The sequence below is a fragment of the Thermosulfurimonas sp. genome (assembly GCF_015491435.1).
Classification (GTDB): domain Bacteria; phylum Desulfobacterota; class Thermodesulfobacteria; order Thermodesulfobacteriales; family Thermodesulfobacteriaceae; genus Thermosulfurimonas_A.
The window spans coordinates 1-4,215 of the sequence record NZ_WFVX01000162.1 but is presented as its reverse complement, the minus strand read 5'-3'; the positions used below and the strand labels follow the sequence as shown (position 1 = coordinate 4,215).

At 59.4% G+C, this 4,215-nt stretch carries 4 protein-coding genes; all 4 read right to left on the bottom strand.

Annotated elements, in window-relative coordinates; all coding sequences use genetic code 11:
• Positions 1 to 126: 126 nt before the first annotated feature.
• Positions 127 to 1,059, bottom strand: coding sequence for an AAA family ATPase (locus F8J34_RS07275; protein WP_297057753.1), 933 nt, complete (start codon positions 1,057 to 1,059; stop codon positions 127 to 129).
• On the bottom strand, positions 1,034 to 2,239 hold the full coding sequence (locus tag F8J34_RS07270; protein WP_297057751.1) for a type II secretion system F family protein: 1,206 nt from the start codon (positions 2,237 to 2,239) through the stop codon (positions 1,034 to 1,036). The genes F8J34_RS07275 and F8J34_RS07270 overlap by 26 nt, the downstream gene beginning before the upstream one ends.
• Positions 2,239 to 3,885, bottom strand: a complete 1,647-nt coding sequence (locus F8J34_RS07265) for a type II/IV secretion system protein (RefSeq protein WP_297057747.1) — start codon at positions 3,883 to 3,885, stop codon at positions 2,239 to 2,241. The genes F8J34_RS07270 and F8J34_RS07265 overlap by 1 nt, the downstream gene beginning before the upstream one ends.
• Before the next feature lie 32 nt (positions 3,886 to 3,917).
• Positions 3,918 to 4,215 (bottom strand): hypothetical protein (locus F8J34_RS07260; RefSeq protein WP_297057745.1); only part of this gene is annotated, 298 nt, incomplete at its 5' end.

The following is a 4,215-nucleotide window of genomic DNA, read 5'->3' as shown; positions in this document are numbered from 1 at the left end:
GAGGTGGAGAGCAGAATCACCGACCGATGGGCCAGGGCGGACCAGGAAAGGGGTTCCACCCGGGAAAAGCTCCAGCGGCCTTTCCGACCCGAGACCCGAACCCCGAGGAGTTGCTCCCCTTCGTACTTAACCACCCAGAAGGAAGACATAGACCAGGACCCCCATCAGAAGCATTCCCACCACCACCGCTCCCCAGAGCCAGACCCTTCTTCGATAACCCGGGACCGAGGGCAGGGCGGCCACGGAGGCCGCCTCCCGAATCAGAGCCGGATGGAGACGATGGCTTCCCCGGGCAAAGGCCACCAGTAAAGCCCGATCCATAATCTTATTGATCACCCGGGGGATGCCTCCGCTCAGGCGTTCCAGTTCCCTTTCCGTTCCCCGGGCCAGCATCACCCCGGCCCCTCCGGCCCGGGCCAGACGAAAACGCACGTAATCGCCTATCTCCTCCCGGGTCAGGGGGCGAAGCCTCTCCCAGACGGTGACCCGTTGAGCCAGCTGCGAAAGCTCGGGGGAACGCAGGCGTTCCTCCAGGGCCGGCTGCCCGGAAAGGAGAATCTGGAGGAGTTTGCCCTTCTCGGTCTCGAAGTTGGAAAGGAGCCGCAATTCCTCGAGACTCTCCGGGGGGAGATTCTGGGCCTCATCGATGACCAGGAGCAGAGTATGTCCCTTTTCCGCCAGTTCGAAGAGCCGATCCCGGAACCGACGGATCAATCTCTCCCGGGAACCGGCCCCGGAAAGCCCCAGATCCTCCAGGATGACCTCGAGAAGTTCCTCCGGCCCCAGGGTGGGGGTAAGGATCATGGCGGTCTGCACCTCCGGAGGCAGGCCCTCAAAGAGCATCCGTATCAGCAGGGTCTTTCCCACCCCGGGTTCTCCGGTGAGCACCAGAAACCCCTCCCGGCGCAGAATCCCGTACCGCAGGGCCTCCAGGGCAGCCTGATGGGCCGGGGAAGGGTAAAAATAATCCGTATCCGGCGTGATACGAAAAGGATGGTCCCTTAACCCGAAAAAATCCAGATAATCCGGAATCTTAGTGGATCTGGGTGATAAGTTCATATATAGGCCCTATCAAGGCTATCACTATAAGTAAAAAGATTACCCCCACGATTACGATAAGAACGGGTTCCAGGATTCGACTCAGGGTGTCAACCAACCCCTGAATGATTTCGTAATAGTAGCGAGCCAGTTCTCTCAGTTGATCCACCAGGGTTCCGGTCTCTTCCCCTACGGAAATCATACGTAAATCCAGGGGAGAAAACAGGGGCAATCCCGCAGCTGTACTGCTCAAACTCTCGCCTCTCAATACCCCTTCTTTCAATTCTTTAATGATTTTTTTACCCAGTTCGCTCTGAATATTGGAATACATAATATCAAAACTGCGCAGAATATCAATTCCTGCTCCGAGAAGTAAAGCCATGTACTCAAAGAAGAAAGCTAAAAGAGAACTACGTTTAATGCGAGAGACAATCGGAAGACGCAACAGGACTTTTTCCATTCTCAATTTAAATGCAGGAAACCTACGGTATCCCACCCATAGAAAAAGCAGGCTCACAAAGAGAAAAAGCATCCCCTCCAGAAAGTGGGCCCGGAGGAAGGTGGTTACGAAGAGAAGAAAGCGGGTGGGAGCCGGGAGGGTCACCCGCATCTGGGAAAACAGGTTCAGGATTTTGGGGAGAACGAAGAGCAACCAGAAGAGGAGGGCCCCGCTCATGGCCACCAGGACAAAAAGGGGGTAAAGCATGGCCCGCTTGGTCTGGGTGATGATCTCGTGCAGCCGACGGAGGTGACGGGAGGCTTCCTCCAGGGTGTGATCCAGCCGCCCGGTCTCCTCTCCCAGGGCGGTAAGGGAACGCACGATCCCGGGGAAAAGATCCTTTTCCTTTTCCATGCCCCGGGAGAGGGGGTTTCCGGCCTGAAGTTCGGTAAGCAGAACCCCCAGGGCCTTTTTCAGGCGGGGGTTGACCGTGGTCTCCCGCAGGTCCTTTAGCGCCTGGGGGAGGGGTATGCCTCCCCGCACCAGCAGGGCCAGATTATGGCAGAATTCGGCCAGTTCCGGCCGGGAGACCTTCCCCAGGGTGAAACGATCCCAGGGAAGAGCGGGTCGCGCGGAATATCGGACCAGGATCAATCCCTCGCGCCGGAGATAGGTATAAAACGAACGCAGATCGGGAAATTCCATCTGATCCTTGATTATGCGCCCGTCCGGGGTCAGGGCCTGGAAACGATACACAGGCATCAGCCGATCACCCTTCGCACTTCTTCCACCGTGGTAATTCCCTGGAGGACCTTTTCCCGGGCCGCCTCCCGAAGGGTGCGCATTCCTCCCTCCCGGGCCGCCCGGGCCATCCTGGCCTGCGGGGCCCCTTCGGCGATGAGGGCCCGCAGATCTTCGTCTATGCGGAGGATCTCGGCCACCACCGTGCGCCCTACGTATCCCTTTCCTCCGCAGTATTCGCAACCACGGCCCCGAAGATAGGTCCCGTCCGGGGGAAGGTCATAGTAACGGAGAAGTTCCTCCGGAGGACGATATTCCTCCCGACATTGAGGACAGATACGTCGCACCAGGCGCTGCGCCAGAACCCCCAGAAGGGAGGAGGCCAGAAGATCCGGCCCGATACCCAGATCCCGAAGCCGGAAAAGGGTGGACAGGGCGTCGTTGGTGTGAAGGGTGGAGAGGAAGAGATGCCCGGTAAGGGCGCTTCGAACCGCCATCTCCGCGGTCTCCTCGTCGCGCACCTCCCCCACCAGGATCACATCCGGGTCCTGCCGCAGGAAGTGCCGAATGGCCCGGGCAAAGGTATAACCCGCCTCCTCGTTGACCTGGGTCTGGCGGGCGAGCGGAAGCCGATATTCTATGGGATCTTCCGCGGTAAGGACGTTCTTCTCCAGGAGATTCAGGAGCCTCAGGCCGGCATAGAGGGTGGTGGTCTTTCCGGAGCCCGTGGGACCGGTGACCAGGAACATCCCGTAGGGTTTTTCCAGAAGATCCCGGATAAGGGCTACCTCTTCCTCACTGAACCCCAGGTGCAAGAGGTGCTGGACGGTGCCTCCTACCGGGAGAATACGCAGGACCATGTTCTCCCCCACCGGGGTACGCACGGTGGATACCCGCAGGTCGTATTCCTCCCCCAGGAAGGAAAAACGCATGCGCCCATCCTGGGGAAGACGGGTCTCGGCTATGTCCATACCCGCCCGGACCTTGATGGCCCCGATGAGACGCGGATGGACCGCCTGGGGAAAAACCCAGAAGGGCTCCAGAATACCGTCTATGCGCAGAAAGACCTGGGAGGTCCTCTCCGAGGGGGTGAGGTGTAGATCCGTGGCCCGGCGGGAGGTGGCCAGGAGCAGGAGATTTTCGATGAGATCGTCCATGGAGATCTCGGCGTGGGGATTCTCGCGCAATCTCTGGGTGACCTCCTCCAGTTCCCTTTCCGGCGGTCTTTCCAGAAAGTAATAAAATCTCTCCAGCGCCCGGGAGATCCGGGAACGCGGCGCCACCACCGGTTCCACCCTCATGCCGGAAACCCGGGCCACGGCCTCCCGGAGTTGAAGATTAAAGGGATCATGAATAGCCACCACCAGGGTCCCCTCGGTTATCCTCAGCGGAAGGAGGAGGTGCTGACGGGCAAAGGCCGGAGGGACCTTGAGCAGGGCCTGGGGATTGGGTACGGTGACCGCCAGGTCTTCAAAGGGAAGCCCGGCCTGTTCGGCAAGCACCTCGGCTACCTCCAGCTCCGTGACCAGCCCCAGACGGACCAGGATCTCCCCCAGCCGCTCCCCGGTGGCCTTCTGTTCCAGAAGGGCAAACCGGATGTGTTCGTCCCGGATATAGCCCTTTTCCTTTAAAAGCTGTCCTATGGGTCGGGAGGTTCTTTCTTCCATGGTTAATCTAGGTTATAGAAAATTTGCCCGCCTTAGGCAATCCTTTTGATCCCCCGGGCCAGGACTTCCTCCACCGGAAGCCCCAGAAGACGGGCCGCCGCCTCCTCCGGCCGGGGGGCCCCGGGAGAAAGCCGCAGACGAAAGTAAAGCCTGTTCCCTTCGATTTTCATCTCTATTACCCAGGGGGAAAGTTCCGGGGGTAACTCTTCTATGCGCTCGTCTTCCTTGAGCGCAACCTCAAAAAGGGCCTCCGCATCCTCCGCCCTCCGCGGAGAGGGGACCCTCCGGACCTCCCTCAACCGGAGCCCCTGGGGAAGTTCTCTTTCCAGG